At 47.6% G+C, this 25326-nt stretch carries 38 protein-coding genes, 1 rRNA gene and 2 pseudogenes; 38 read left to right on the plus strand and 3 right to left on the minus strand.

Annotated features, from left to right (window positions below):
- Nucleotides 1-27 precede the first annotated feature (27 nt).
- From rplB to rpsI, 30 genes are all read left to right on the plus strand, one after another.
- Complete coding sequence (gene rplB, locus EXW96_RS20035; RefSeq protein WP_074729641.1) at nucleotides 28-858, plus strand: 50S ribosomal protein L2; 831 nt, start codon at nucleotides 28-30, stop codon at nucleotides 856-858.
- Nucleotides 859-897: 39 nt separating this feature from the next.
- Nucleotides 898-1182: a 30S ribosomal protein S19 gene (gene rpsS / locus EXW96_RS20040; protein WP_054818715.1), complete on the plus strand. Its 285-nt coding sequence runs from the start codon at nucleotides 898-900 to the stop codon at nucleotides 1180-1182.
- Nucleotides 1183-1230: 48 nt separating this feature from the next.
- Nucleotides 1231-1566 carry a 50S ribosomal protein L22 gene (rplV, locus tag EXW96_RS20045; protein ID WP_054818716.1) on the plus strand — a complete coding sequence of 112 codons (336 nt, stop codon included), beginning with the start codon at nucleotides 1231-1233 and terminating at the stop codon, nucleotides 1564-1566.
- 13 nt (nucleotides 1567-1579) lie between these two features.
- The gene (gene rpsC / locus EXW96_RS20050; RefSeq protein ID WP_054818717.1) at nucleotides 1580-2245 is read left to right on the plus strand and encodes a 30S ribosomal protein S3; all 666 of its coding nucleotides are present in this window, start codon (nucleotides 1580-1582) and stop codon (nucleotides 2243-2245) included.
- Nucleotides 2246-2247: 2 nt separating this feature from the next.
- Nucleotides 2248-2682 carry a 50S ribosomal protein L16 gene (gene rplP / locus EXW96_RS20055; RefSeq protein ID WP_062410375.1) on the plus strand — a complete coding sequence of 145 codons (435 nt, stop codon included), beginning with the start codon at nucleotides 2248-2250 and terminating at the stop codon, nucleotides 2680-2682.
- Nucleotides 2672-2872: a 50S ribosomal protein L29 gene (rpmC, locus tag EXW96_RS20060; protein ID WP_062410376.1), complete on the plus strand. Its 201-nt coding sequence runs from the start codon at nucleotides 2672-2674 to the stop codon at nucleotides 2870-2872. Before rplP ends, rpmC begins: the two co-directional genes overlap by 11 nt.
- A gap of 24 nt (nucleotides 2873-2896) precedes the next feature.
- Nucleotides 2897-3160 carry a 30S ribosomal protein S17 gene (gene rpsQ / locus EXW96_RS20065; RefSeq protein ID WP_054818719.1) on the plus strand — a complete coding sequence of 88 codons (264 nt, stop codon included), beginning with the start codon at nucleotides 2897-2899 and terminating at the stop codon, nucleotides 3158-3160.
- Between the two features lie 42 nt (nucleotides 3161-3202).
- A complete protein-coding gene (gene rplN, locus EXW96_RS20070; protein WP_054818720.1) occupies nucleotides 3203-3571 on the plus strand; it encodes a 50S ribosomal protein L14 in 369 nt (122 codons plus the stop codon).
- Nucleotides 3572-3686: 115 nt separating this feature from the next.
- On the plus strand, nucleotides 3687-4040 hold the full coding sequence (gene rplX, locus EXW96_RS20075; protein ID WP_062410377.1) for a 50S ribosomal protein L24: 354 nt from the start codon (nucleotides 3687-3689) through the stop codon (nucleotides 4038-4040).
- A gap of 30 nt (nucleotides 4041-4070) precedes the next feature.
- Entirely contained in the window at nucleotides 4071-4613 is a 543-nt protein-coding gene (gene rplE / locus EXW96_RS20080) for a 50S ribosomal protein L5 (RefSeq protein ID WP_054818721.1), read from the plus strand.
- 58 nt (nucleotides 4614-4671) lie between these two features.
- Entirely contained in the window at nucleotides 4672-4857 is a 186-nt protein-coding gene (locus EXW96_RS20085) for a type Z 30S ribosomal protein S14 (RefSeq protein WP_026326663.1), read from the plus strand.
- A 32-nt stretch (nucleotides 4858-4889) separates the two neighbouring features.
- The gene (rpsH, locus tag EXW96_RS20090; RefSeq protein WP_054818722.1) at nucleotides 4890-5288 is read left to right on the plus strand and encodes a 30S ribosomal protein S8; all 399 of its coding nucleotides are present in this window, start codon (nucleotides 4890-4892) and stop codon (nucleotides 5286-5288) included.
- Nucleotides 5289-5319: 31 nt separating this feature from the next.
- Nucleotides 5320-5862 carry a 50S ribosomal protein L6 gene (gene rplF / locus EXW96_RS20095; protein ID WP_054818723.1) on the plus strand — a complete coding sequence of 181 codons (543 nt, stop codon included), beginning with the start codon at nucleotides 5320-5322 and terminating at the stop codon, nucleotides 5860-5862.
- Nucleotides 5863-5924: 62 nt separating this feature from the next.
- Entirely contained in the window at nucleotides 5925-6293 is a 369-nt protein-coding gene (gene rplR / locus EXW96_RS20100; protein WP_062410378.1) for a 50S ribosomal protein L18, read from the plus strand.
- Nucleotides 6294-6323: 30 nt separating this feature from the next.
- Nucleotides 6324-6821, plus strand: coding sequence for a 30S ribosomal protein S5 (rpsE, locus tag EXW96_RS20105; RefSeq protein WP_054818725.1), 498 nt, complete (start codon nucleotides 6324-6326; stop codon nucleotides 6819-6821).
- Nucleotides 6822-6831: 10 nt separating this feature from the next.
- Nucleotides 6832-7020, plus strand: a complete 189-nt coding sequence (gene rpmD, locus EXW96_RS20110) for a 50S ribosomal protein L30 (protein ID WP_054818726.1) — start codon at nucleotides 6832-6834, stop codon at nucleotides 7018-7020.
- Between the two features lie 33 nt (nucleotides 7021-7053).
- Nucleotides 7054-7494: a 50S ribosomal protein L15 gene (rplO, locus tag EXW96_RS20115; RefSeq protein WP_054818727.1), complete on the plus strand. Its 441-nt coding sequence runs from the start codon at nucleotides 7054-7056 to the stop codon at nucleotides 7492-7494.
- Nucleotides 7494-8795: a preprotein translocase subunit SecY gene (gene secY, locus EXW96_RS20120; protein WP_174351245.1), complete on the plus strand. Its 1302-nt coding sequence runs from the start codon at nucleotides 7494-7496 to the stop codon at nucleotides 8793-8795. The genes rplO and secY overlap by 1 nt, the downstream gene beginning before the upstream one ends.
- 88 nt (nucleotides 8796-8883) lie before the next feature.
- Nucleotides 8884-9534, plus strand: coding sequence for an adenylate kinase (locus EXW96_RS20125; RefSeq protein WP_062410379.1), 651 nt, complete (start codon nucleotides 8884-8886; stop codon nucleotides 9532-9534).
- Nucleotides 9534-10286, plus strand: coding sequence for a type I methionyl aminopeptidase (gene map / locus EXW96_RS20130; RefSeq protein WP_054818729.1), 753 nt, complete (start codon nucleotides 9534-9536; stop codon nucleotides 10284-10286). The genes EXW96_RS20125 and map overlap by 1 nt, the downstream gene beginning before the upstream one ends.
- A gap of 8 nt (nucleotides 10287-10294) precedes the next feature.
- Nucleotides 10295-10603: a KOW domain-containing RNA-binding protein gene (locus EXW96_RS20135; RefSeq protein WP_054818730.1), complete on the plus strand. Its 309-nt coding sequence runs from the start codon at nucleotides 10295-10297 to the stop codon at nucleotides 10601-10603.
- A 2-nt stretch (nucleotides 10604-10605) separates the two neighbouring features.
- On the plus strand, nucleotides 10606-10824 hold the full coding sequence (gene infA / locus EXW96_RS20140; protein WP_009676800.1) for a translation initiation factor IF-1: 219 nt from the start codon (nucleotides 10606-10608) through the stop codon (nucleotides 10822-10824).
- A gap of 95 nt (nucleotides 10825-10919) precedes the next feature.
- A complete protein-coding gene (rpmJ, locus tag EXW96_RS20145) occupies nucleotides 10920-11033 on the plus strand; it encodes a 50S ribosomal protein L36 (RefSeq protein ID WP_003333770.1) in 114 nt (37 codons plus the stop codon).
- A 16-nt stretch (nucleotides 11034-11049) separates the two neighbouring features.
- On the plus strand, nucleotides 11050-11418 hold the full coding sequence (gene rpsM, locus EXW96_RS20150) for a 30S ribosomal protein S13 (protein WP_062410381.1): 369 nt from the start codon (nucleotides 11050-11052) through the stop codon (nucleotides 11416-11418).
- Nucleotides 11419-11437: 19 nt separating this feature from the next.
- On the plus strand, nucleotides 11438-11833 hold the full coding sequence (rpsK, locus tag EXW96_RS20155) for a 30S ribosomal protein S11 (protein WP_013921137.1): 396 nt from the start codon (nucleotides 11438-11440) through the stop codon (nucleotides 11831-11833).
- 128 nt (nucleotides 11834-11961) lie between these two features.
- The gene (locus EXW96_RS20160; RefSeq protein ID WP_054818731.1) at nucleotides 11962-12906 is read left to right on the plus strand and encodes a DNA-directed RNA polymerase subunit alpha; all 945 of its coding nucleotides are present in this window, start codon (nucleotides 11962-11964) and stop codon (nucleotides 12904-12906) included.
- A gap of 48 nt (nucleotides 12907-12954) precedes the next feature.
- Nucleotides 12955-13320 (plus strand): 50S ribosomal protein L17, encoded by a 366-nt coding sequence (rplQ, locus tag EXW96_RS20165; RefSeq protein ID WP_054818732.1) that lies wholly within the window; start codon nucleotides 12955-12957, stop codon nucleotides 13318-13320.
- A 106-nt stretch (nucleotides 13321-13426) separates the two neighbouring features.
- Nucleotides 13427-14203, plus strand: a complete 777-nt coding sequence (truA, locus tag EXW96_RS20170) for a tRNA pseudouridine(38-40) synthase TruA (RefSeq protein ID WP_062410382.1) — start codon at nucleotides 13427-13429, stop codon at nucleotides 14201-14203.
- Between the two features lie 146 nt (nucleotides 14204-14349).
- Nucleotides 14350-14787, plus strand: a complete 438-nt coding sequence (gene rplM / locus EXW96_RS20175; protein WP_054818733.1) for a 50S ribosomal protein L13 — start codon at nucleotides 14350-14352, stop codon at nucleotides 14785-14787.
- Nucleotides 14788-14805: 18 nt separating this feature from the next.
- Nucleotides 14806-15198 carry a 30S ribosomal protein S9 gene (gene rpsI, locus EXW96_RS20180; RefSeq protein WP_174351246.1) on the plus strand — a complete coding sequence of 131 codons (393 nt, stop codon included), beginning with the start codon at nucleotides 14806-14808 and terminating at the stop codon, nucleotides 15196-15198.
- A gap of 3 nt (nucleotides 15199-15201) precedes the next feature.
- On the opposite strand, the pseudogene EXW96_RS28660 reads toward rpsI, so the two are convergent.
- Nucleotides 15202-15720: pseudogene (locus EXW96_RS28660) on the minus strand (hypothetical protein); the annotation flags it as partial.
- A gap of 375 nt (nucleotides 15721-16095) precedes the next feature.
- Between EXW96_RS28660 and EXW96_RS20190 the strand changes: the two are divergent.
- The 4 genes and pseudogenes from EXW96_RS20190 to EXW96_RS20205 all read left to right on the plus strand — a co-directional run bounded on the left by EXW96_RS20190 (nucleotide 16096) and on the right by EXW96_RS20205 (nucleotide 19998).
- The gene (locus tag EXW96_RS20190; protein WP_062410385.1) at nucleotides 16096-16788 is read left to right on the plus strand and encodes a phosphoadenylyl-sulfate reductase; all 693 of its coding nucleotides are present in this window, start codon (nucleotides 16096-16098) and stop codon (nucleotides 16786-16788) included.
- Nucleotides 16789-16822: 34 nt separating this feature from the next.
- Complete coding sequence (sat, locus tag EXW96_RS20195) at nucleotides 16823-17992, plus strand: sulfate adenylyltransferase (RefSeq protein ID WP_174351248.1); 1170 nt, start codon at nucleotides 16823-16825, stop codon at nucleotides 17990-17992.
- Nucleotides 17993-18069: 77 nt separating this feature from the next.
- A complete protein-coding gene (gene cwlD, locus EXW96_RS20200; RefSeq protein WP_062410387.1) occupies nucleotides 18070-18828 on the plus strand; it encodes an N-acetylmuramoyl-L-alanine amidase CwlD in 759 nt (252 codons plus the stop codon).
- A 55-nt stretch (nucleotides 18829-18883) separates the two neighbouring features.
- Nucleotides 18884-19998, plus strand: a pseudogene (locus tag EXW96_RS20205) (Mrp/NBP35 family ATP-binding protein).
- Between the two features lie 26 nt (nucleotides 19999-20024).
- On the opposite strand, the gene gerD reads toward EXW96_RS20205, so the two are convergent.
- A complete protein-coding gene (gene gerD, locus EXW96_RS20210; RefSeq protein WP_054818736.1) occupies nucleotides 20025-20675 on the minus strand; it encodes a spore germination lipoprotein GerD in 651 nt (216 codons plus the stop codon).
- Nucleotides 20676-20811: 136 nt separating this feature from the next.
- Between gerD and EXW96_RS20215 the strand changes: the two genes are divergently transcribed.
- Complete coding sequence (locus EXW96_RS20215) at nucleotides 20812-21411, plus strand: KinB-signaling pathway activation protein (RefSeq protein ID WP_074729644.1); 600 nt, start codon at nucleotides 20812-20814, stop codon at nucleotides 21409-21411.
- 29 nt (nucleotides 21412-21440) lie between these two features.
- Here the strand turns inward: EXW96_RS20215 and pdaB are convergent, their stop codons facing one another.
- Nucleotides 21441-22223: a polysaccharide deacetylase family sporulation protein PdaB gene (gene pdaB / locus EXW96_RS20220; RefSeq protein WP_174351249.1), complete on the minus strand. Its 783-nt coding sequence runs from the start codon at nucleotides 22221-22223 to the stop codon at nucleotides 21441-21443.
- 111 nt (nucleotides 22224-22334) lie between these two features.
- Between pdaB and EXW96_RS20225 the strand changes: the two genes are divergently transcribed.
- From EXW96_RS20225 to EXW96_RS20235, 3 genes are all read left to right on the plus strand, one after another.
- Nucleotides 22335-22946 carry a stage II sporulation protein M gene (locus tag EXW96_RS20225; protein ID WP_062410391.1) on the plus strand — a complete coding sequence of 204 codons (612 nt, stop codon included), beginning with the start codon at nucleotides 22335-22337 and terminating at the stop codon, nucleotides 22944-22946.
- Nucleotides 22947-23125: 179 nt separating this feature from the next.
- Nucleotides 23126-23344 (plus strand): hypothetical protein, encoded by a 219-nt coding sequence (locus EXW96_RS20230; protein ID WP_054818738.1) that lies wholly within the window; start codon nucleotides 23126-23128, stop codon nucleotides 23342-23344.
- Between the two features lie 319 nt (nucleotides 23345-23663).
- Nucleotides 23664-25213 (plus strand): 16S ribosomal RNA (locus EXW96_RS20235).
- The last annotated feature ends 113 nt before the right edge of the window (nucleotides 25214-25326 follow it).

Here is a 25326-nt window from a genome sequence, read left to right on the forward strand (position 1 = left end):
AATTCTTGAAGTAAGGAGGGAACCCACGTGCCTATCAAAAAATATAAACCAACGTCTCCTGCAAGACGTGCGATGTCGGTTTCTACATTTGAAGAAATCACAACATCGACTCCGGAGAAGTCGCTTTTGGCTCCTTTGAGCAAAAAAGCGGGACGCAACAACCAAGGTAAAATTACGGTTCGTCACCAAGGCGGCGGACATAAGCGTAAATACCGTATTATCGACTTTAAACGGAACAAAGATGGAATACCCGGTAACGTTGCTACAATCGAGTATGATCCGAACCGTTCCGCTAACATTGCATTGATTCATTATGTGGATGGCGAGAAGCGTTATATCCTCGCTCCGAAAGGCCTTAAAGTAGGCGATCAAATCGTATCCGGTCCGACAGCGGACATCAAGGTCGGCAATGCATTGCCGATGGAAAACATCCCTGTAGGTACGGTGATTCACAATATCGAATTGAAGCCCGGAAAAGGCGGCCAACTGGTTCGCGCAGCCGGTACGGAAGCGCAGCTGCTTGGTAAAGAGGATCAATACGTTATTGTTCGTTTGTCCAGTGGTGAAATGAGAAGAATTTTGAAAGTGTGCCGCGCAACGGTAGGTTCCGTAGGTAACGAAGATCACGAGCTCGTGAAAATCGGTAAAGCCGGACGTTCCCGTTGGTTGGGTAAAAGACCGGAAGTTCGCGGTTCCGTTATGAACCCGAACGATCACCCGCACGGTGGTGGTGAAGGTCGTTCCCCGATCGGCCGCAAATCCCCGATGTCTCCTTGGGGCAAGCCGACACTCGGATATAAAACACGGAAGAAGAACAAAGCTTCCAATCAATATATTATTCGTCGCCGCACGAAATAATTCGGTTCTCAGTTCGGTTAAAGAAGGGAGGAATGAAGCATGGGTCGCAGTTTGAAAAAAGGTCCATTTGTTGACGGTTATCTTTTGAAGAAAGTGGAAGCAATGAATGGTGAGGGTGTTAAAAAGCAAGTAATCAAAACTTGGTCCCGCCGTTCCACAATTTTCCCGCAATTCATCGGCCACACCTTTGCTGTATATGACGGCAGAAAGCATGTGCCGGTATATGTGACGGAAGATATGGTCGGACATAAGCTTGGTGAATTTGCTCCAACCCGTACTTACAAAGGTCACGCGGGTGACGATAAGAAGACGGGCAAGCGCTAATAGATGAACGTGAATTCGATTGAGTTGTGAATGAGAGGAGGTACTTCCATGCAACAAGCTAAAGCCATTGCAAGATATGTTCGTGTTGCTCCCCGCAAAGTTCAATTGGTTGTCGACTTGATCCGCGGCAAGAAAGTAGGCGAAGCGATCGCTATTTTGCGTCATACGCCAAAGTCCGCTTCCCCGATCGTGGAGAAGCTGTTGAACTCGGCTATTGCCAATGCGGAGCACAACTACTCTTTGGACGTAAACAACCTGGTGGTTGAGCAGGCTTATGTGAACCAGGGACCAACTTTGAAAAGATTCCGTCCTCGCGCTATGGGTCGTGCGAGCCGCATCAATAAACGTACCAGCCACATTACAGTAGTGGTATCTGAGAAATAAGGAGGGATAACGTGTGGGTCAAAAAGTAAACCCGGTAGGACTTAGAATTGGTATTATTCGCGACTGGGAATCCAAGTGGTATGCTGGAAAAGATTTCGGCGATCTGCTTATGGAGGACGTAAAAATCCGCGAATATTTGAAAACAAAACTGAAAGATTCCGCTGTTTCCCGTATTGAAATCGAACGTGCGGCAAACCGCGTGAACGTAACCATTCATACAGCTAAGCCTGGCATGGTTATCGGTAAAGGCGGATCGGAAGTCGAGGTTATCCGCGGCTACCTGTCCAAGCTGACTAACGGCAAGAAAGTTCATATCAACATTTCGGAAGTTAAAAATTCGGATCTGGATGCGATTCTTGTAGCTGAAAGCATTGCACAACAACTGGAGCGCCGCGTATCGTTCCGTCGTGCATTGAAACAAGCGATTCAAAGATCGATGAGAGCCGGAGCCAAAGGTATTAAAACATCGGTTAGCGGTCGTTTAGGCGGAGCGGAAATCGCCAGAACCGAAGGATACAGTGAGGGTACAGTTCCTCTTCATACATTGCGTGCGGATATCGATTATGGTACGGCGGAAGCTCACACCACTTACGGTCGGATCGGCGTAAAAGTATGGGTCTATCGCGGCGAGGTTCTTCCAACGGCTAAGAAAAAGGCTGCTACGGAAGGAGGCAACTAATCATGTTAATTCCTAAACGTGTAAAACACCGCAAAGAGCACCGCGGGAAAATGCGCGGCCGTGCAAAAGGCGGAACGGAAGTTCATTTTGGTGAATATGGTTTGCAGGCGTTGGAACCGGCTTGGGTAACCAACCGTCAAATCGAGGCTGCACGTATTGCCATGACCCGTTACATTAGACGGGGCGGTAAGGTTTGGATCAAAATCTTCCCTGCCAAACCAATCACTCAAAAGCCGCTTGAAGTCCGGATGGGTAGCGGTAAAGGTAACGTAGAAAAATGGGTTGCTGTCGTTAAACCGGGTAAGGTTCTGTTTGAACTTGCCGGCGTAAGCGAAGAAGTCGCTCGTGAAGCTATGCGTCTCGCCTCTCACAAGCTGCCAATCAAGACGAAGTTTGTGAAAAGAGAAGAACTGGGTGGTGAAGCAAATGAAAGCTAGTGAATTTCGCAACTTAACCACTGCTGAGATCGAACAAAAAATTTCCGGATTTAAAGAGCAGCTCTTTAACCTCCGTTTTCAACTAGCTACAGGTCAACTGGAAAATCCCGTACAAATTCAAAAAGTCCGCAAAGATATTGCTCGGGCAAAGACGGTTTTGCGTGAAAGAGAATTGGGAATCACTAGTTAATGAATGAGAGAGGAGGATTTTAACATGGCTGAACGCAACGAGCGTAAAACGCAGCAGGGTAAAGTCGTCAGCGACAAAATGGACAAAACCATCGTTGTCGCCGTTGAAACTTATAAGAAGCACGACCTTTACCACAAGCGCATCAAATACACGAAGAAGTTCAAAGCTCATGACGAAAACAATGAAGCCAAAATCGGCGATATTGTTGAAATCATGGAAACCCGTCCGCTCTCCAAAGACAAACGCTGGAGATTGGTCAAAGTGGTCGAAAAAGCGGTTATCGTTTAATATAAGCATTCGGCATCAATTCCGGAAGGAGGGAATTACACAATGATTCAACCATTTACACGATTGAAAGTAGCTGACAACTCTGGTGCAAAATCGCTGATGTGTATCCGCGTGTTGGGTGGTACCGGTCGTCGTACCGCTAACATCGGTGATCTGATCGTTTGCTCTGTGAAAGAAGCAACACCAGGGGGCGTTGTCAAAAAAGGTGATGTGGTTAAAGCTGTAGTTGTACGTACGAGACGCGGTGCGCGCCGTAAGGACGGATCCTACATCAGCTTTGACGAGAATGCAGCGGTTATCGTAAAAGAAGACAAGAGCCCGCGTGGTACTCGTATCTTTGGACCGGTAGCTCGTGAACTTCGTGACAGAGACTTCATGAAAATCGTATCTCTGGCTCCAGAAGTTATCTAATTGTCGTTCATTGACATTCAATTCGGATGCTTACGAAGTGGTTTTCTAACGAAAGCCTAAGCAGACGCTTACGAGGAAGGCATTCTTCCGAATGCCCTTAGGAGGTGGAAACATAATGCCAAAACAACCGAAGAAACTCGAGTCCCATAACAACAAACTTCATGTCAAAAAAGAAGACAAAGTGTTCGTTATTAGCGGTAAAGATAAAGGAAAAACGGGTCGCGTGATCGCTGCTTATCCTCGCGAGAACCGCGTGTTGGTCGAAGGTGTAAACTTGATCAAGAAGCATGCCAAGCCATCCCAACAAAACCCGCAAGGCGGCATCCTTACACAGGAAGCTCCTATTCACGTATCCAACGTGATGCTGGTCGATCCAAAAACAGGCGAGCCTACACGTGTTGGCTACAAAGTGCTTGATAACGGCAAAAAAGTTCGCGTTGCGAAAAAATCCGGCGAGATTATCGATTAATATCTGGTAAGAAAGGAGGCACTCGGATTCATGGCTGCAAGATTGAAGGATCGTTTTCTGAACGAAATTACTCCTGCTCTGATGCAAAAATTTAATTACACCACGGTGATGCAGGTTCCTAAAATTGAGAAAGTAGTTATCAATATGGGCGTTGGCGAGGCGGTTTCCAACTCTAAAGTGCTCGATACTGCTGTACAAGATCTGCAATTGATCTCTGGACAAAAACCGGTGATCACAAAAGCGAAAAAATCAATCGCAGGCTTTAAACTGCGTGAAAATATGCCGATCGGCGTGAAAGTAACATTGCGCGGCGAGCGTATGTACCATTTCTTGGACAAATTGTTCAACGTTGCTCTTCCGCGCGTGCGCGACTTCCGCGGCGTATCTACCAAAGCATTTGACGGCCGCGGCAACTATACGCTCGGATTGAAAGAACAGTTGATTTTCCCGGAAATTGAATACGACAAAGTAGACAAGGTCCGCGGCATGGATATCGTCATTGTAACAACAGCTAAAACGGATGAAGAGTCCCGTGAATTGTTAACACAATTAGGCATGCCGTTTTCCAAATAATCAGGACAGGCACCCGAGTGCCGGATCCCAACGGAAACCCCAGGAGGTGTAAACTGAAGTGGCAAAAACTTCGATGAAGGTCAAACAGCAGCGTCCTCCTAAATTTAAGGTGCAGGCCTATACGCGCTGCGAACGCTGCGGTCGTCCGCATTCCGTGCTTCGGAAATTTAAAATTTGCCGGATTTGCTTCCGCGAATTGGCATATAAAGGCCAGATTCCTGGCGTGAAGAAAGCAAGCTGGTAAAACTCATAGTTTCGGGAAGGAGGTTTCAACACATGGTTATGTCCGATCCAATTGCAGATATGCTTACACGCATTCGCAACGCTAACGTCGTTCGTCATGAGACTGTGGAAATTCCGGCTTCGAAGATCAAAAGAGAAATTGCTGAGATCCTCAAGAAGGAAGGCTTCATTCGTGACGCTGAATATATCGAAGACAACAAGCAAGGTATTATCCGCGTATTCTTGAAATACGGCCCTAACAACGAGCGCGTTATCACTGGTCTGAAAAGAATCAGCAAGCCAGGCCTGCGCGTTTATGCGAAGAGCCAAGAGGTGCCTCGCGTACTGGGCGGCTTGGGTATCGCCATCCTGTCCACATCCAAAGGTGTGATGACGGACAAGGAAGCTCGTCAATCCAAAGCCGGCGGAGAAGTTATCTGCTACGTTTGGTAATTAAGATTTTGAATGAATGGAGGTGCAGAACATGTCCCGTATTGGTCGCAAACCAATCACGATCCCAAGCGGAGTAAACGTGACTATTGATAACACATTGATTACGGTAAAAGGACCTAAAGGCACTTTGAGCCGTGAACTGCATAGAGATATGAAGATCAACGTTGAGGGCAATGTCATTACAGTAGAGCGCCCTTCAGATAATAAATTGCACCGTTCTCTCCATGGTACGACGCGCAGTGTTGTGCAAAACATGGTGAGCGGAGTAACGGACGGATTTGCTAAAAGTCTCGAGTTGGTTGGCGTAGGATACCGTGCGAACAAATCCGGCAACAAGCTGGTGTTGAACGTAGGTTACTCGCACCCGGTAGAAATCGAGCCGGAAAACGGCATCGAATTCGAAGTTCCTTCGAATACGAAAGTCATCGTTAAAGGAATCGATAAAGAGCTGGTAGGTGCAACTGCCGCTAAAGTCCGTTCTGTTCGTGAGCCTGAGCCGTATAAAGGTAAAGGTATCAAGTACGAAGGCGAACGTATTCTTCGTAAAGAAGGTAAAGCCGGTAAGAAGAAATAAGGCCGCGTAATGGACACTGCGTGCTAATGTTTCTGATCCAACTCGAAAGGAGTGACACAAGAATGATTACCAAAGTCGATAAAAATAAAGCGCGTTTGAAAAGACATCTTCGCGTGCGCAAGAAAATTCAAGGAACGGCTGAGCGTCCTCGTCTCAACATTTTCCGTTCCTCCAAGCATATGTATGCCCAATTGATCGACGATGTTAAAGGCGTTACACTTGCCTCCGCTTCCACGCAAGACAAGGAGCTCAGAGAGGGCATCCGTAACGGCGGCAACATCGAAGCGGCTACGAAGGTTGGAGCATTGATCGCTGAACGCGCCAAAAAAGTCGGTGTCGATAAAGTGGTTTTCGACCGCGGCGGATATTTGTATCACGGTCGTGTCAAAGCACTTGCAGACGCTGCTCGTGAAGCAGGTCTTGAATTCTAATCTAAATTTACACATAAGGAGGTAAAGGACTTGCGTATTGATCCCAATACTTTAGAGCTGACTGAAAAAGTCGTTCATATTAACCGCGTTGCTAAAGTAGTAAAAGGCGGTCGCCGCTTCAGCTTCAGCGCACTCGTGGTTGTAGGCGACGGCAAAGGTTGGGTAGGCGCTGGAATCGGTAAAGCTTCCGAGGTACCTGACGCGATCCGTAAAGGTATTGAAGATGCAAAGAAAAACCTGATTCACGTTCCTATCGTCGGAACTACAATTCCTCATCTGGTGACCGGACACTTCGGCGCAGGTAAAGTTCTGCTTAAACCTGCTTCCAAAGGTACAGGAGTGATCGCGGGCGGCCCGGTTCGTGCCGTGCTCGAACTGGCTGGCGTAGGCGACATTTTGACGAAGTCCCTCGGATCTTCGAACTCCATTAACATGGTCAACGCTACCTTGGAAGGTTTGGGTCGTCTGAAGCGTGCGGAAGACGTGGCTAAGCTTCGCGGTAAAACCGTTGAAGAACTCTTAGGTTAGGAGGGATACCATGGCTAAGCAATTGCAAATCACCCTCAAGCGCAGCCTGATCGGTCGTCCTGAGACTCAGCGTCGTACAGTTACGGCACTTGGGCTCCGCAAGCTGAATCAAACTGTAACCCAAGCAGACAATGCCGCGATTCGCGGAATGGTAAACCAAGTCAATCACTTGGTGGAAGTTAAAGAAATCGAAGCTTAATAGACTACCATATAGCTAGAGGAGGTGCGAACGATGAAATTGCATGAGCTTACTTCTGCTCCTGGTTCACGCAGTTCCCGCAAGCGCGTAGGACGCGGTGTGGGCAGCGGTATGGGAAAAACGGCAACTCGTGGTCATAAAGGTCAAAATGCGCGTTCCGGCGGCGGTGTTCGTCCAGGATTTGAGGGCGGTCAAAATCCGCTTTATCGTCGCTTGCCAAAACGTGGATTCAACAACTATTTCCGTAAGGAATTTGCTGTTGTCAACGTTGAGGATTTGAACAAATTCGCAGCGGGTACGGAAGTTACTCCGGAGACTTTACTTGAATCCGGCATCGTGAAGAATCCAAGAGACGGTATCAAAATCTTGGGTAACGGTGAAATCACGGTTAAATTGAACGTTAAGGCCAACAAATTCTCCCAATCTGCGGTAGAAAAAATTCAGGCTGCAGGCGGTCAAACCGAGGTGATTTAATGTTTCGTACCATATCCAATATTATGAAAGTAGAGGATCTGCGCAAACGTATCATCTTCACCTTACTTGTGCTGATCGTCTACAGGATTGGTGCTTTTATTCCGGTACCTAACATCAACACGGACATTCTGAAGCTCCAAGACCAAGCCAGTCAAGGCGGCGTGTTCGGGTTGCTTAATACTTTTTCCGGCGGCGCTCTGTTCCAATTCTCCATCTTTGCGATGGGGATTATGCCTTATATCACGGCATCGATCATTGTGCAGCTGCTCTCTATGGATGTCATTCCCAGATTTGCACAATGGGCGAAAGAAGGAGAAGCAGGCCGAAAAAAGTTAGGGCAGATTACCCGTTACGGGACCATCGTGCTGGGCATCATTCAAGCGTTCGGACTTGCGATCGGTTTTAATCGTCTGTACACCGGACTGGTTATCAATCCGACATTTGCGACCTATGCTTTGATTGCTATCGTTCTCACGGCGGGCACTGCTTTTCTGATGTGGTTAGGGGAACAAATCACCGAGAATGGCATTGGAAATGGTATTTCCATTATCATCTTTGCAGGCATCGTAGCTGCCATTCCGACAAGTATACAGCAAATTTATCAAACGCAATTTGTTGATGCCGGCGGGGCGCTCTTCCTTAACGTAGTGAAACTCGTGATTATTGTGCTCGTGGTCATTGCATTGATTGCCGGTGTGATTTTCGTCCAGCAGGGCGTGCGTAAAATCCCTGTACAATATGCTAAGCGAGTGGTCGGGCGCAAAATGTTCGGAGGCCAATCGACGCATATTCCGCTCAAGGTTAACGCGGCGGGTGTCATTCCGGTTATCTTCGCGCTTTCGCTCTTGGTGTTTCCTCCGACAATTGCAAGCTTCTGGAGAGGCAATCCGGTTGCCGATTGGATTATCACGAATATGAGTTATACACATCCGCTTGGGATGGTGTTGTATGTTTTACTGATCATCGGATTCACTTACTTCTACACCTTTGTACAGATTAACCCAGTACAAATGGCGGACCAGATGAAGAAGAACGGCGGCTATATCCCGGGAATTCGACCAGGCAAAACGACATCGGCTTACCTGACGCGGGTAATGACAAGAATCACTTTGTCCGGCGCGCTTTTCCTGGCTGCCATCTCCATTCTTCCAATCATCTTTGGTGCATTGGCCGACTTGCCTCAATCCGTGCAGATTGGCGGCACATCCTTGCTGATCGTCGTCGGTGTAGGATTGGAAACGATGAAGCAAATCGAAAGCCAGTTAATCAAACGCCATTACAAAGGTTTCATTAACAAATAGTGAATAGGTACTGATAGCTGTTTTTCAAAGCTATCGGCACCTATTGTGCTGTTAGCATCAAATGATGCGAGTAGGGGAGGAAATCGTGATGAACATCATCTTTATGGGGCCTCCTGGTGCAGGTAAAGGTACCCAGGCGGAACGAATCGTTGACGAGTTTCAGATCCCGCATATTTCAACCGGTGATGCATTCAGGCTGGCGATGAAGCAGGAGACGCCGCTCGGGGTTGAAGCGAAGAAATATGTTGACCAGGGTTTGCTTGTCCCGGATGAAATTACGATCGGGATTGTTCGTGAAAGACTTGGGCAGCCTGACTGCAGTAAAGGATTTTTGCTTGACGGTTTTCCCCGGACCATCTCTCAAGCGGAGGCGCTGGATGGTATCGCGATATCGCTGGGTAAAAGTATCGAGCATGTGATTAACCTGAAAGTGGACCGGGATTTATTGCTTGCCCGTCTGACGGGTCGTAGAATTTGTAAATCTTGTGGAGCTACGTATCATATCTTGTTTAACCCTCCTGCACGTGAAAATGTTTGCGACAAATGTTCAGGTGAATTGTATCAACGTTCGGATGACAACGAAGAAAAAGTAGGGACTCGTTTGGACGAGTATATCAATAAAACCGCTCCGCTTTTGGAGTACTATCGTAACAAGGGAATATTGCGTGAGGTTAACGGTGAGCAAGAGATAAATACGGTTACTGCACAAATCAGTTCACTATTGCGAGGGCAAGCGTAATGATCATTTGTAAATCTGAAGCTGAATTGGAATTGATGCGGGAGGCTGGGCGGATTGTTGCGGAAACTCACCTGCTGCTTCAAAAACACATTCAGCCCGATATTACAACCAAAGAGCTCGATCAAATCGCTGAGGATTATATCCGAAGTCAGGGCGCAATTCCGTCTTTTAAAGGTTACAATGGTTTTTCCGGAAGTATCTGTGCTTCAGTCAACGATGAATTGGTTCACGGCATACCCGGCAAAAGAAAGCTGAAGAATGGCGATATTATTAGTATCGACATCGGTGCGCAGTATAAGGGCTACCATGGAGATTCCGCTTGGACTTACGGTGTCGGGACGATCTCCGACACGGCAAGGAAGCTTCTGGAGGTGACCGAAAGGTCGCTCTACGCAGGAATTGCCGAAGCCAAACCGGATGTCCGGCTGTACACGATATCTAACGCTATTCAGAGGTGCATTGAGAGTGAAGGTTTTTCGGTTGTCCGGGAGTATGTAGGACATGGGATTGGTACCGAGCTTCACGAGGAGCCTCAAATTCCGAACTACGGCCCGGCCGGTCACGGCCCGCGGCTAAAGCCCGGTATGGTGCTTGCGATCGAACCAATGGTCAATGTAGGGGAACGATATGTTCGAACCTTGGAAGACAATTGGACGGTCGTCACGGTGGATGGCACACTGTGCGCTCATTTCGAGCATACCATAGCGATTACGGCAGACGGTTACGAAATTTTGACGCTTCCCGGTAAGTAGGCTTTACCATGGAACCATCGAATATGCCTGTCATCGGACAAATCGTAAGGGTGAATCGGGGGCGTGATTCCGGGAAGTACGCCGTCATTATCGGCGTCGTAGACCAACGATACGTGTGGATTGCGGACGGCGGAAAACGGAAATTCGATGAACCCAAGAAGAAAAATATCATTCATCTTGATCTCCTGCCGGCGGTCAGTTCGGAAGTAGCTGATAGTCTGCGTGAGACCGGACGTGTCACGAATGGCAAATTACGTTTTGCACTCTACAGCTATGTGGACAATTTATCTGAAGAAGCGCTAGAGAAAGGAGAATGACTGTGGCCAAAGAAGATGTAATTGAAGTTGAAGGTACAGTGATTGAACCTCTTCCGAATGCAATGTTTAAAGTGGAACTGGAGAACGGTCATAAGATACTTGCTCATGTATCCGGGAAAATCAGAATGCACTTTATCCGGATCCTGCCTGGTGATAAAGTGACGGTCGAACTCTCGCCTTATGATTTGACCAGAGGCCGTATAACCTATCGTTTTAAATAAATGTAATCTTACGAAGTAAGTTTTTCTAACGAAAAACGCTGCTTATGCTTACGAAGAAAGTTTTTCTAACGAAAAACTCTTAGGAGGTAACCACCATGAAGGTTAGACCATCGGTCAAGCCGATTTGCGAAAAATGCAAAGTCATTCGCCGCAAAGGGAACGTTATGGTAATCTGTGAAAATCCGAAGCACAAACAAAAACAAGGTTAAGGAGGTGCAGGTATAAATGGCACGTATTGCTGGTGTAGACTTACCTCGTGACAAACGGGTAATCATCGCTTTGACTTACATTTTCGGTATCGGTAACACTACCGCTCAGAAGATTGTTGCTCAAACTGGTATTAATCCCGACACTCGCGTTCGCGATCTAACGGAGGATGAAGTAAGCAAAATCCGTGATGTGATCGACAAAACGTTGAAAGTGGAAGGCGACCTGCGTCGTGAAATCGCATTGAACATTAAGCGTCTCATCGAGATCGGCTGCTATCGTGGCGTTCGTCATCGCCGCGGCTTGCCTGTTCGCGGTCAACGGACGAAAACAAACGCTCGTACGCGTAAAGGACCTCGTCGTACGGTAGCTAATAAGAAAAAATAGTAAAGGAGGTAACGCATAAATGGCTAAACCAAAAAAAGTTGTTCGTACCAAACGTCGTGACCGGAAAAATATCGACTCCGGAGTGGCACATATCCGCTCCACGTTTAACAATACGATTGTCACTATTACTGACCCGCACGGAAACGCGATTTCTTGGGCTAGTGCCGGTAATCTTGGCTTTAAAGGCTCGCGTAAAAGCACTCCGTTTGCCGCTCAAATGGCTGCCGAGTCCGCTGCGAAGGCTGCTATGGAGCATGGGATGAAAGCCGTTGAGGTTATGGTTAAAGGACCAGGCGCAGGCCGTGAAGCTGCGATTCGTTCCCTTCAAGCCGCAGGGCTCGAAGTTAACCTGATCAAAGACGTAACTCCGATTCCTCATAACGGTTGCCGTCCTCCAAAACGCCGTCGTGTCTAATTCAGGATTGCTAAGTACAAGTGGTATATTTATCCAAAAGGTGAGAATACTATTTGGATAGGCATACTGCACGTCTTATACGTCTTAAGTTATCCAGAGGGAAACGACGTTTGAAGGAGGGTTAACCAATGATCGAAATCGAAAAGCCGAAAATAGAAACCGTACATTCGAGCGAAGACGGCACCTACGGGAAGTTTGTAGTTGAGCCTTTGGAAAGAGGCTACGGGACTACGCTGGGCAACTCTCTTCGCAGAATCCTGCTTTCGTCTTTACCGGGTGCGGCCGTATCATCCGTGCAAATCGACGGCGTTCTGCATGAGTTCTCCACGATTCCAGGTGTTGTGGAAGATGTTACGGAGATCATCCTTAACCTGAAGGGGCTATCGTTAAAGATTCATTCTGACGAGGAGAAGGTTCTTGAGATCGATGCCGAAGGTGAAGGTACTGTTGTGGCTGGCGATATTCGCGGCGATAGCGATGTGGAAATTCTGAATCCGGATTTGCACATTGCTACGCTTGCCTCCGACGCCCGGCTTCATATGAGAATTCATGCGAACCGCGGCCGGGGATACGTACCGGCGGATAAGAACAAGCGCGAGGACCAACTGATCGGCGTGATTCCGATTGATTCGATCTATACTCCGATCACCCGTGTCAATTACAGCGTGGAAAATACCCGCGTCGGTCAAGTCACCAACTATGATAAGCTAACCCTCGAAGTCTGGACCGATGGAAGTATCAGACCCGAAGAAGCCGTGAGCTTGGGCGCAAAAATTTTGACGGAGCATCTGATGCTCTTTGTCGGATTGACCGATGAAGCCAAAGATGCCGAGATTATGGTAGAGAAGGAAGAGGACAAGAAAGAGAAGGTTCTCGAGATGACTATCGAGGAACTGGACCTTTCTGTGCGCTCTTACAACTGCCTGAAGCGTGCGGGTATAAATACGGTGCAGGAATTGATCACGAAAACGGAAGAAGATATGATGAAGGTTCGTAACTTGGGTCGTAAATCGTTGGAGGAAGTTCAGGAGAAGCTGGAAGAGCTTGGTCTTGGACTCCGCATGGAAGATTAATTCTCAAGCAAGCGAACGGTATTAATTCAACAGAAGGAGGTTGCACACATGGCATACCAAAAGTTGGGTCGTGACTCCAGTGCGCGTAAAGCTTTGTTTCGTGACCTGGTAACCGACTTATTCATACATGAACGTATTCAAACGACGGAAGCGAAAGCGAAAGAACTTCGTTCGATCGCAGAGAAGCTGATCACTTTGGCCAAGCGCGGAGATCTGCATGCGCGTCGTCAAGTAGCTGCTTTCGTTCGCCGTGAAGCAGCGAACGACAATCAAGATGCCATTCAGAAGCTTTTCTCCGATTTGGCTCCTCGCTACGCAGAACGTCAAGGTGGGTATACCCGCATTTTGAAGCTGGGACCTCGCCGCGGCGATGCAGCACCGATGGTTTACTTGGAACTTGTAGACCGGGCTTAAGAGAAAAAAGGATGGGAAAGGGTGGACGGGATCTTAGGATTCTGATGAAACCCTTTTTTTTGTAGTCAGGTAACGGTGAACGGAAATACGCACGGGAGGCTTGGCCGTGAGGAACATTTGCATGACCGTCAGCTATGACGGTACCGCGTACAATGGATTTCAAACGCAGCCGGGGAAAAATACGGTTCAGGACCAGCTTGAACATGCATTGCTGCGATTGACAGGCGAGGAACTGAAAATTATCGCATCAGGCCGGACGGATGCAGGGGTTCATGCAAAGGGTCAAGTTATTAATTTCCATACTCATTCCCGCATACCCGTTGAACGCTTTTGCCTTGCGATGAATTCATGGCTTCCGCGGGATATCCTTGTATGGGATGCAAAGCAGGTAGAGGATGGGTTTCACGCCAGGAAATCGGCAAAGCGAAAGACATATCGATATACGATACGCTGCGGCAAATATATCGATATATTCAGGAGTCACTTTGAGGTACATCATCCGGCCCCCCTCTGTGTCGAATCGATGCGTGACGGCTTAAAGCAGTTGATAGGGGAACATGATTTTACTTCTTTTTGTTCAACTAAAACGGTGGCTCAAAGCCATGTCAGGACGATTTATGATGCCTGGATCGAATGTGAGCCGATGGATACGGAGCTGCAGTCATTCGCTATGCATATCTATTTGACCGGTAATGGTTTTTTGTACAACATGGTACGAATTATCGTAGGAACGCTCATCGATATCGGAGAAGGCAAACGGTCAAGCTCTGAGATTCGAAGCATCCTGGAGGCCAAAGATCGTTCATTGGCAGGACCCACTGCAATGCCGCACGGTTTGATGTTATGGAAAGTTTTTTATGGTGAAGAGCCATTGCGGCCTTGATTACTGCAGCTAAATGTAGTAAAATATCTAATGGTGTTTCTTGACTGGCTAACCCACGGCCCCGGGTCATGCAAACGACCATCCGACTATTAAACCTATGAACATTAAAACGAATGTGATGAAGATAGATTTAGGAGGAACATTTCATGCGTACCACATATATGGCGAAGCCAAATGAAGTTGAACGCAAATGGTACATCATCGACGCTACGGACAAGACGCTTGGACGTCTGGCCAGCGAAGCGGCAAGTATCCTGCGCGGCAAGCATAAGCCTCAATTCACTCCGCATGTTGACACTGGCGATTTCGTCATTATCATCAATGCAGAGAAAATCAACCTGACAGGTAAGAAACTGCAAAATAAAAAGTACTACCGTCACTCCTTGTATCCAGGCGGTTTGAAAGTAACTACCGCTGGAGATATGCTGAAGAACAAACCGGAGCGTATGCTGGAATTGGCAATTCACGGTATGCTTCCGAAGAATCGTTTGGGCAACCGTATTAAGCTGAAGCTTAAAGTATATGCCGGTTCGGAGCATCCGCATCAAGCACAACAACCTGAAGTTTGGGAACTTCGCGGTTAATAAAGGGAGGACTGTCTTGTGGCACAAGTACAATATTATGGCACCGGCCGTCGTAAGCATTCGGTAGCACGCGTACGCTTGGTACCGGGTGAAGGCCGTATCATTATTAATAAGCGTAATTTGGACGATTACTTTGGTTTGGAGACATTGAAACTGATCGTAAAGCAGCCTCTGAACCTAACGGATACATTGAACAAGTATGATGTATTGGTATTGGCGCATGGCGGCGGTATTTCCGGACAAGCCGGAGCCATCCGTCACGGTATTTCCCGCGCCCTGCTCAAAGTGGACCCCGAATATCGCGTTACTTTGAAAAAAGCTGGCTTCCTGACTCGTGACCCACGGATGAAAGAGCGTAAGAAATACGGCTTGAAAGCTGCTCGTCGCGCTCCTCAATTCTCGAAACGTTAATATTTATCCTTGTAAGAAAAACCTCTCCATTTCACGGAGAGGTTTTTTGTATGATGATAAATATCCGGTTAACCGGTCGTGGACGGTGGACGGATTGTGTTTCGGCTCGTAGTCCCAATCTTTACGCTCTACGCGGCGTGGATAGGAGATGTGAATGCCGGACAATTTCAATTCATTGACGAGTGCCTTTCGGATCTCCTTGCATGCCGTCCAATAGTGATCGTCTTTAACCAAGCTTGTAACGGTATATTTAGCTCCAAGAGCATTATTTTCTACATCCGGAATACCATATAGCTGCGGCGGCTCAACGGCCTGACCTTTGTCATCTAACAGGAACATCTGCGGCATCGTTGCGATAAGGCGTGTCGAAATGGCATGAACGGCTTTTTCAATGTCCGCCGAGCCTGATTGGTCCTCAAAAATAATAAAAAACCCGGTAATCAAATCCTTCACCAAAGTCTGGGCACCGAAGCCTACGGCCAATCCGATCACCCCGGCACCGACAATAATGGGGCCTACTTCCAAACCTACATTACTTAGACACATAAGGACGGCGATAATAAACAACACATATCTGGGAAAGAGAGCAGCAGCGATTCAGCAGCAGATTAGACTCCCAAAAACTCCAGCTCCAATACTTCTCCAGAGAATCAACGGTTTCATAAGACAAGTCGTATCATACCTCCCAGTATAGAAATCTCTTTTAAATGTACTTGAATCAACCAATGGGCTCAAACTTCTTTTCACCGAAAAGGTCATAAGGCAATAAAATAGGATAAACGCCCATCGTAAAGAAAAATTTAATTTGACAAAAAGTCATGAAGAGTTATAATAAAATTCAAATACAATAAAGCGCATTAACATACTCGGAATTATTTTATAGGAGGTACTTATATTATGAATTTATTTGAAAAAGAAGAACTCATTCGTCAAGCCGCTGAAGAATATGAGAACAAGAGCCCTGAGGAACTTTTAGCCTTTGCGGTGGAAAGATTCCCGAATATTACGCTTGCCTGTAGTTTCGGGGCGGAAGATGTCGTACTTGTCGACCTGCTCCAAAAGATTAGTCCGAAAACCGATATTTTCTATCTTGATACGAATGTGCATTTTAAAGAAACGTATGACACCCGTGACCGTCTGCAGCAGCGTTATGGCGTAGAATTTGTACAAGTACTTCCAAAGCTCACCCTGGAAGAGCAAGCGCAGCAATACGGTGAAGAATTGTGGAAGAACGATCCGACGCAATGCTGCAATATTCGTAAGGTGGATCCGCTCACCGATATACTTAAAAATTATGATGCATGGATTACGGGAATTCGCCGTGATCAAGCTCCTACACGTGCCAACGCCAAAAAAGTAGAGTACGATGTGAAGTTCGGACTGGTCAAATTCAACCCGCTGGCAAGCTGGACATCCGAGGATGTATGGAATTATATCCGGAACAACAATATTATTTATAACCCGCTGCATGACCGCAACTACCCAAGTATCGGATGCGAGCACTGCACACGTCCGGTAGCACCAGGTGAAGACCCGAGAGCTGGTCGCTGGGCGGGCTTTGAGAAGACGGAATGCGGACTTCATAAATAAAACAGAATTCTCGGACATAGGAGGAACGTAAAAAATGGGAGAAGCCATTCGGCCGCACGGAGGAACATTAATTAACCGTATTGTAGAGGGAAAGCAAAGAGATCGACTGCTGGAGCATGCCAAAGACTTGTTTCCGCTAAGAATCAATGCGTGGACGATTTCAGATCTGGATTTGATCGGCGTAGGCGCATTTTCCCCATTGACAGGGTTTATGGGTAAACAGGATTACCATTCCGTCGTAGAACGAATGAGGCTCGCTGACGGAACGGTATGGAGCCTGCCGATTACACTGGGTGTTGAAGATGAGGTCGCGAAAGATCTGGAGCTAGGCCAGGAGGCCGCGCTTGTTGGAGAGAAGGATGGCGTCATTTACGGCATTATCCGAGTGGAGAGCATCTATCAGGTAGACCAGAAGCATGAAGCCGTCAAGGTTTTTAAAACCGACGATACGGAGCATCCGGGCGTGCAAAAGCTGTATACGAAGCCTGCCACTTATGTCGGAGGACCCGTACAGGTTCTGAACCGTCCAAAGCCGGAGAAGTTCGAGGAGTTTTATTTTGATCCGGCTGAGACTCGCAAAATCTTTTCTGACAAGGGATGGAAGACGGTAGTAGGCTTTCAAACGCGTAATCCGGTTCACCGTGCCCACGAATATATCCAAAAAAGCGCGATGGAAATCGTGGATGCGCTGTTCTTGAATCCTCTTGTCGGCGAAACCAAATCTGATGATATTTCGGCTGACGTACGGATGCGCAGTTACCTTGTACTGCTTGACAACTACTATCCGAAGGATCGTGTCTTTTTGGGCGTGTTCCCTGCCGCTATGCGTTATGCGGGACCTCGTGAAGCCATTTTCCATGCGATAGTCCGCAAAAACTACGGCTGCACGCATTTCATCGTAGGGCGCGATCATGCAGGTGTAGGTGATTATTACGGTACTTATGAAGCGCAGGAAATTTTCAGCAACTTCACGGCTGAAGAGCTCGGCATTACACCATTGTTCTTCGAACACAGCTTTTTCTGCACCAAATGCGGCAATATGGCCTCGAGCAAAACTTGCCCGCACGGCAAGGAAGACCACCTTCATTTGTCGGGAACAAAAGTACGTGCGCTGCTGCGCGAAGGTCAATGCCCTCCCCCGCAATTCACCCGTCCGGAAGTGGCGGAAGTGCTCATAGAAGGTATGAAAGAGCCTGAATATTAGGTATAAGCGGCTGGTCTAATTGTCCACCTCGTCCCATAAGATGAAAGTGAGTCTATGGGATGCGAGGTGGATTTTTCATGTTCCGAAGAAGAAAGAGGGTTGTGATCTGGCTGACCATGCACAGCGGAATCAAAATTGTCATGTCCGCCATATTGGTCGCTCTTATGCTATTCATGTTGACATATGAGCTTCCCTCGACCAAAACATGGACCTACTGGACAATGCCTCTTTCAGGTAAGATCATAGCTTTGGATGCAGGGCACGGCGGACCGGATGGGGGAGCCCGCAGTAAAGACGGACTGGATGAAAAGGACGTGAATCTGGCCATCGCCAAGTATTTGCGGGATTATTTGCAGCAGGCGGGGGCGCTGGTCGTGATGACACGCGAGGATGACAGGGATTTGGCGGATCCGTCGACCAGAGGCTACAGCCGCCGCAAAACGGAGGACCTGTTGAAACGGGCGGAGTTCATCTCACAGTCAAAGACGGACTTATTTTTAAGCATTCACTTAAACAGCATACCGTCGGCCAAATGGTCAGGTGCGCAAACGTTTTTTTACCCGAATCATAGGGATAATGCTGCATTGGCTGCCTTAATTCAAGACGAAATGAAGAAAAACTTGAAGAATACCGATCGGGTGGCGAAGCAAGCAGATAAAGAGATTTATTTACTGAAAACACTCCAGATGCCCAGTGCTTTAGTGGAGGTGGGGTTCTTGTCCAACCCTGCGGAAGCGGCTTTGTTGAGAGATCCGGCGTATCAGAAAAAAGTGGCTGCCGCCATCTATCAAGGGATACTGCGCTACTATTCCGGGGAAAAAGTGGGATCGGATTGATTTTGTGGTATAATAAGCAATAACGTACATCATAATTAACGGCCGAGGTGACGATGTGGTAACCAAAGAACAGTTGCTGGCTTCATTGAGCCAGTTGAAGGATCCTGAATATGGCATAAGTTTAGCCGATTTGAATTTTGTCCGAGATGTCATGATCAAGGGAAACCATGTGTCCGCTACGGTCTTGCTTTCCAATGAAAGTGATGAAATAAGCAGCGGCTGCAGCAAGAAATTACGGCGGCTTTCAAAAAAATCGGTACAGAGCAGGTGCACCTCCGTTTTCGTCCGCTTTCCGATTTCGAACGCAGCGAAGCGGCACGCAAAGTTCAGCAGACGGGCGTTGCGGCTGGGTCGCAAGCGGCCGCTCCCGGTGCTGCCAAGGCTGGCGTGAACGTGTTGGACCCGCAATCGGGTGTGAAATTTATCGCCGTTGCAAGCGGTAAAGGCGGTGTTGGCAAATCGACCGTTACGGTGAACCTGGCTGTTGCATTAGCGAGACTTGGCAAGAAGGTCGGGTTGGTGGATGCCGATATCTACGGCTTCAGTGTCCCTGACATGATGGGAATCGAAGAGCGGCCTCAGGCTGTGGAGAACCGTATTGTTCCAGTTGAGCGTTTCGGGGTGAAAGTCATTTCGATGGGCTTCTTTGTGGAAGAGAATACGCCGGTCATATGGCGCGGGCCAATGCTTGGCAAGATGCTTCGCAACTTTTTTAGCGAGGTCGATTGGGGAGAACTGGATTATATTCTTCTCGACTTGCCGCCAGGTACGGGGGACGTTGCTCTTGATGTTCACCAGATGATTCCTCACAGTAAAGAAATCATCGTTACAACACCTCATGCCACTGCCGCATTCGTAGCAGCCAGAGCAGGAGCGATGGCTCTTCACACCAATCATGAAATCCTCGGTGTGGTTGAGAATATGTCGTATTATGCCTGCAGTCAATGCGGAAATAAGGATTATGTGTTCGGCCGTGGCGGCGGAGCGAAACTTGCAGAGGAGCTGCATACTAGCCTCCTTGCCCAAATCCCGCTCGGCGTACCGGATAATCATGTATCGGAGCCGGATTATTCGCCTTCGGTTTACAAAGCGGATACCGAAACCGGGCAAATCTACAAAGATGTGGCAGAGCAAGTGATTCGTCAGTTAGAAGGAACAAGACAGGCCTAAACCAAGGCCTGTCTTTATTTCATTTTTTAGCTCCCTTGCTGACCGCCCTGTTGACTTCCTCCATCGCTATTTCCTCCACCGCCTCCTGAGGATTGTTGTCCTTGCTTAGGGGCAGATTCTTCCTGAAGAACCTTTTTCATTAAATTCATCAATTCCAGACGGAACAAGGGACTTTGAAGAGACTCTTGAATGACGGCTTTCATTTGAGTTCGATAAGGTGTACTTTTTATGGTTTCCAGCAGCAAATTCTCAAAATCGGGGCTTTTCATGGCATCCATCATTTGTTTTTGATATTCCGGATCCTTCATTAGATCTTTTTGAAGCTGCTTCATATTCTTTTCGATGGCTTTTGCAAACTGTCCGGCAAATCTTGGATCGGTGATCATTTTTTGAAGAAACTGGCTATTCTCTGTATCGACCAGTACATCTTTCACAGCCAATTGCAATTGCTGCGTATCTCCTGCAGAAAGGATTTGAAGCTTGCTGTTCTGTTGAATTGTAGCTTCCTGAATAGCCTTTCGACCGTCTTCGGTCTTCAGTATGTCGAGTACCATGGATTTGGTATCCTTATAGGTAGCACCGCCGTTGCCGGATGAAGCTTGAATCTCGGAACCGCAAGCCGTTAAGACGCCGACGATCAAAAGAACGGGAACTACACGGATCCATCGAGCGATCATTAGTCAGGGCTCCTTTCTTATTATTTTAGCCATAGTATTTGTAACGGATGGCGGGATTAACACAATTGTCGTTAGCTTTTTATTGTGAAGGTTGGTACAATTAACTGTTGAGATGACATATTGGAGGGTAACGGTTGTGACAATAAGAAAATGGTTTTACCTGTTTTGGACCACTCTTTTGGTTGGAGCGGTCACTGCCATCGTCACAGGGCTTGTTTTGCAATTTTCGGATCAGCAAGTGGCTCTTGGCGGCAAAGAAATCGGATTCAGTATGTTAACCATGTTTCTTGGCGGTGCTACGATCAGCGTTCTTAGCCAGATGGGCTTTTTTGCATATCTTATTATTCGCTACCTGTTTATGGGAATGTTTCGCCGCAAATGGACTTGGGATATGCTTCAAGTCATCATCATTGTGATTGTGCTGTTTGATTTGGTGTATTTGCGGTATGCGCAAAGCGATGGGCAATCGGCATGGGTGGGATACTTGGTGTTCCCTGTCATTCTTACAATCGCCTCAGGGATTGTATCTTGGTGGAAGGCAAGGCTTACGAATCAAAGCGCTTGGATTCCCACGTTGTTTTTCATGATAGCGGTCACGGCGATTGAAGCCATTCCGTCGCTTCGCTTGGATAATCCCGCCTCCACGGTATTTATGTTGGTTCCGCTGTTTGCATGCAATGCATGGCAAATTTTAATTTTATCCAAAGTACTGCAAACAAATAAAGAGCCGCTATAACGGCTCTTATGTTATTTGTAAGTTTTATTTTAATGAATTTGCTTCAGGAGGGTATCCTCTACCGGTGGCTTGTTATCCACTTGCGCCAGTTTCATGAGCTGGCTGACCGAGACAAATTCAAAGCCCTTTTCTCGAAGCTGGTCAATAATAACCGGTAGGGCCTCATGAGTTTGCTTGGAGGAATCGCTGGCATGCAGCAGTATGATATCTCCCGGATGAGCTTTGCTTACTACGCGGTTGATGATGTTGTTTACCCCTGGATTTTGCCAATCCATGGAATCGGTATCCCACTGGACGACAGAATAGTTCAATTCTTCAGCAATTCGGAGCACGCGCTTATCGAAATCGCCGTTCGGCAATCGAATCAGCTGAGGAGAGGTGCCGGTGACTTCACTCAATATCTGGTGTGCCGTTCGAATTTGTGCACGGATTTCTTCATCGTTCAAACTGCTGTAATTGACGTGTTTATGCCCATGGCTGCCAATTTCCCAACCGCCTTTCACAATTTTATTGACAATTTCCGGATGTTCCTTGCTCCATGGTGAAGACAGGAAGAAAGTGGCGTTCTTAACCCCTTTATCTTCCAGTATTTTGAGAATAGGCTCGGTCCGTTTATCCCCCCAACTAATATCGAAGGTCAGCGCCACGACTTTTTTGTCGGTTACTACGCTGTACACGGCGGATGGCTTTTGTGAAAACACGGAAACATTCTCGCTTTCCGAGTAAATAATACCGGCAGCGAACAGGATCGCAACCGTAATGATCAGCGCTTGTTTTATCTTTTTGCCGCTGAAGACATAAAAATAATTCACATGCTTGGCCTCCTTTGCTCATCCTCGAATCGAAAAGGCTTGTTTAATCAAGTATTAGTAACAATGTATGCTCGTACCAATAACTTATGCTTAAATACGGAGGGATCACAGATGAAATGGAATCATGCCATAGAACAATTAAAATTAATGAAGCATTATTTTATAGCTTCCGTTCTGGTGTTTCTGGCAGGGATGCTGATGGGCGCTTTGTACTCGGAACAATTTCAAGCCTTTATTAACACTCAATTGGAAGCGTTGAAACGAATTACAGACACGTTAGCGGAGAAACCGAATCAGCAGTGGTCGTTGTTTTGGTTGATCTTTTGGAATAATGCATCCAAATCGCTGCTTGTCATAGTCATGGGCGTACTTTTTGGAATATTCCCTTTATTTTTTCTGATTGTAAATGGACTTGTACTCGGCTATGTAGCTGTAGCGGCGGGACAAAAAGAATCCTGGCTCTTTGTAATCAAGGCGATTGTTCCACACGGGATTTTGGAGCTTCCCGCTATTATTATTGCATGTGCTTTAGGGCTCCGGCTTGGAATGCTGTTGCTCAAAATGTTCCTGTCGATCTTCAGTCCTTCACGTTCCCTGCAAGCAAGAGAACAACTTCGTGCATTCGTCAAAGCGTTAGTTCCGATTAGCGTGATGCTTGTTATTGTATTGTTCGTCGCCGCATTAATCGAAAGTACATTCACGTTGTGGCTTGTACAGGTATAAATACAATGTGTGTCCGCTCATAAATATTCCAAAAACTGTGCATAACAATAAAACGAGCAAGATGTTTTGGAGGTCACGGTATGCAGTGGGAGTCCGGCCTTTCAGGTTCATTGCGTACTTCTGCTGCCGTCTTGTTTGTGTTTCCTGAATTTTAAGTTGAGAGGGGTTAACGCTGCCGCATGTTGGGTTTCTTATTCAATGAACGGGAATGCAAAGAGTTGAATTATGTTCTGCGTAAGGAACTGGACGAAATGCTTTTTGATTTGAATGATCAAAGAATCGATACGGATATTAAAAAAGCGATTGAATCCAGATATAAAGTAATCTTTCGTATGTATGCGCGATTAGCCTCTCCTAAAGAAATTTCGAAGTATGCCAGGAATCGCATGTATCATTAAAATCGTATGTAATCATAAAATAGGTATCAAATGACTTGACTTCAGAGGATGAGATGTGATATTTTATTACTCGTTCTCGTTATACCGAACAAGCTGTTCCAACAAAAAAAAAAAAAAGCTTGCAATCGGATAGGTGAATGTGTTATATTATAAAAGTCGCCGCTAAACGAGGTGACAATAAACGACAAGCTTTAAAAGGCTTGTACAGCAAGGTTTTAGCCGTAAAATTGCCCTTTGAAAACTGAACAACGAGTGAGTGTAAAGATAGAGAATCGAGAGATTCTCGCCAGTAGTAGATAATGAGCTAATCAGCTTTTCTTTCATGGAGAGTTTGATCCTGGCTCAGGACGAACGCTGGCGGCGTGCCTAATACATGCAAGTCGAGCGCTAGGGGTGCTCCCTTAGGGGAGCCCCCTGGAGCGGCGGACGGGTGAGTAACACGTAGGCAACCTGCCTGTAAGACCGGGATAACTACCGGAAACGGTAGCTAAGACCGGATAGGTGATTTCTCCGCATGGAGGGATCAAGAAACACGGTGCAAGCTGTGGCTTACAGATGGGCCTGCGGCGCATTAGCTAGTTGGTGGGGTAACGGCTCACCAAGGCGACGATGCGTAGCCGACCTGAGAGGGTGATCGGCCACACTGGGACTGAGACACGGCCCAGACTCCTACGGGAGGCAGCAGTAGGGAATCTTCCGCAATGGACGCAAGTCTGACGGAGCAACGCCGCGTGAGTGAAGAAGGTTTTCGGATCGTAAAGCTCTGTTGCCAAGGAAGAACGCCTTGGGGAGTCACTGCCCTGAGGGTGACGGTACTTGAGAAGAAAGCCCCGGCTAACTACGTGCCAGCAGCCGCGGTAATACGTAGGGGGCAAGCGTTGTCCGGAATTATTGGGCGTAAAGCGCGCGCAGGCGGCCGCTTAAGTTTGGTGTTTAAGCCCGGGGCTCAACCCCGGATCGCACCGAAAACTGGGTGGCTTGAGTGCAGGAGAGGAAAGCGGAATTCCACGTGTAGCGGTGAAATGCGTAGAGATGTGGAGGAACACCAGTGGCGAAGGCGGCTTTCTGGACTGTAACTGACGCTGAGGCGCGAAAGCGTGGGGAGCAAACAGGATTAGATACCCTGGTAGTCCACGCCGTAAACGATGAGTGCTAGGTGTTAGGGGTTTCGATACCCTTGGTGCCGAAGTCAACACAATAAGCACTCCGCCTGGGGAGTACGCTCGCAAGAGTGAAACTCAAAGGAATTGACGGGGACCCGCACAAGCAGTGGAGTATGTGGTTTAATTCGAAGCAACGCGAAGAACCTTACCAGGTCTTGACATCCCTCTGACCGGTACAGAGATGTACCTTTCCTTCGGGACAGAGGAGACAGGTGGTGCATGGTTGTCGTCAGCTCGTGTCGTGAGATGTTGGGTTAAGTCCCGCAACGAGCGCAACCCTTGAGCTTAGTTGCCAGCATTAAGTTGGGCACTCTAAGTTGACTGCCGGTGACAAACCGGAGGAAGGTGGGGATGACGTCAAATCATCATGCCCCTTATGACCTGGGCTACACACGTACTACAATGGCCGGTACAACGGGAAGCGAAGGAGCGATCCGGAGCAAATCCTTATAAGCCGGTCTCAGTTCGGATTGCAGGCTGCAACTCGCCTGCATGAAGTCGGAATTGCTAGTAATCGCGGATCAGCATGCCGCGGTGAATACGTTCCCGGGTCTTGTACACACCGCCCGTCACACCACGAGAGTTTACAACACCCGAAGTCGGTGGGGTAACCGCAAGGAGCCAGCCGCCGAAGGTGGGGTAGATGATTGGGGTGAAGTCGTAACAAGGTAGCCGTATCGGAAGGTGCGGCTGGATCACCTCCTTTCTATGGAGTCCATGCTGACGGTAGGTCAGCGGACAAATCTGCAACGTAAGTTGCAACGGCACTCACTCGTGTTCAGTTTTGAAAGGTGCAATGCCTTTCGAAGCTTAGCGTGT

The organism is Paenibacillus sp. JMULE4 (assembly GCF_013337105.1).
GTDB classification, from domain to species: Bacteria; Bacillota; Bacilli; order Paenibacillales; family NBRC-103111; genus Paenibacillus_G; species Paenibacillus_G naphthalenovorans.